Source organism: Moraxella sp. RCAD0137 (assembly GCF_002894025.1).
Classification (GTDB): Bacteria; Pseudomonadota; Gammaproteobacteria; order Pseudomonadales; family Moraxellaceae; genus Moraxella; species Moraxella porci.
Genome location: NZ_LTCC01000034.1, coordinates 1 through 1,312, shown reverse-complemented (window position 1 = coordinate 1,312; position 1,312 = coordinate 1). Strand labels below are relative to the sequence as shown.

The window sequence follows — 1,312 nt, the reverse complement described above, 5'->3', positions numbered from 1 at the left end:
TGAACCGTCCCGGGATTGTCGGAGACCCAAAACTCTGAGACAATACCCTTATGAAAACCAAACAATACTCAACTGAAATTAAGACTCGAGCCGTCGAATTACTCATCGAATCACAAAAAGATTATCCCTCACTCTGGGCAGCGATACAAGCGATAGCCCCCAAATTTGGATGCACACCCGAAACCCTACGTTCATGGCATCAAAAGCATCTGGCCAAGCAAAATCCCGTGACTGTAACCACTGAAAGCCAAGCTGCACGCATTGCTGAATTAGAGCGAGAAATCAAAGAATTAAAGCAGGCTAATGAAATCATCCGCAAAGCCGCTGCTTTTTTCGCCCAGGCGGAGCTCGACCGCAAACCGAAGTAATGATCAAATTCATCGATGACGAAAAAGACAACTATGGAGTCGAGTCGATTTGCAGAATTCTGCCAATCGCTCCATCAACCTATTATCGCATCAAAGACGAGCAGGAAAACCCAGAGAAGCAAAGCCGACGTAAACAAAGTGACAAACACCTCATAGAGCAAATTAAACAAATTTGGCAAGACAGTGGCTGTCGTTATGGTATCCGTAAAGTCTGGCATAAGATCAAACAAGACGGCTTACCAAAGCTTGGTCGCTGCACGGTCGAACGACTGATGAGAAAGCTAGGCATTCAAGGCGTATGGCGGGGTAAAGGCAAAACCACCACTAAGCAGCGAGACGACCAAGACAAGCCTAGTGACTTGGTAAAACGCAACTTTACCGCAGATGCCCCAAACAAACTATGGGTCGCTGACTTTACCTATATCAAGACCAAAACAGGCTGGGTCTATACTGCCTTTGTCATTGATGTGTTTAAAAGGGTTATCGTTGGTTGGAAGGTCTCAGCCCGTATGGATACCCAACTGGTACTAGATGCGTTAAATCAAGCGTTAGATGCTCGTGGCAGACCGAGTGGCGTAATTCATCACAGCGACAAAGGTAGCCAGTATCTATCGATTAAATACGGTGAACGGCTTAAACAGTCTGGACTTGCTGCATCGGTTGGTACAAAGGGCGATTCTTACGACAACGCTTTAGCTGAAAGCGTCAATGGGCTATACAAAACGGAGGTGATTGATTACTTTAAACATGAATGGGAAGGCATCAATGATGTTGCTTTAGCTACCCTTGATTGGGTACACTGGTACAACCATGAGTGATTACATTCTAGAAATGGATATTTGTCGCCTATTGATGCGGAGAATATTTACTATTGTTCATTAAAACCGTCAGGCTATGCTGCTTGACTCAAGCAATCTTGTCTCCGATAAACTCGGGACGGTTCA

The 1,312-nt window shown here is 45.2% G+C and carries 1 pseudogene and 1 other annotated feature; the pseudogene reads left to right on the top strand.

The window, feature by feature from the left end:
- Nucleotides 1-50 precede the first annotated feature (50 nt).
- Nucleotides 51-1,273, top strand: a pseudogene (locus AZ602_RS09885) (IS3 family transposase).
- Nucleotides 326-442: a sequence feature (AL1L pseudoknot), on the top strand. Its footprint overlaps the pseudogene before it by 117 nt.
- Nucleotides 1,274-1,312: the final 39 nt, after the last annotated feature.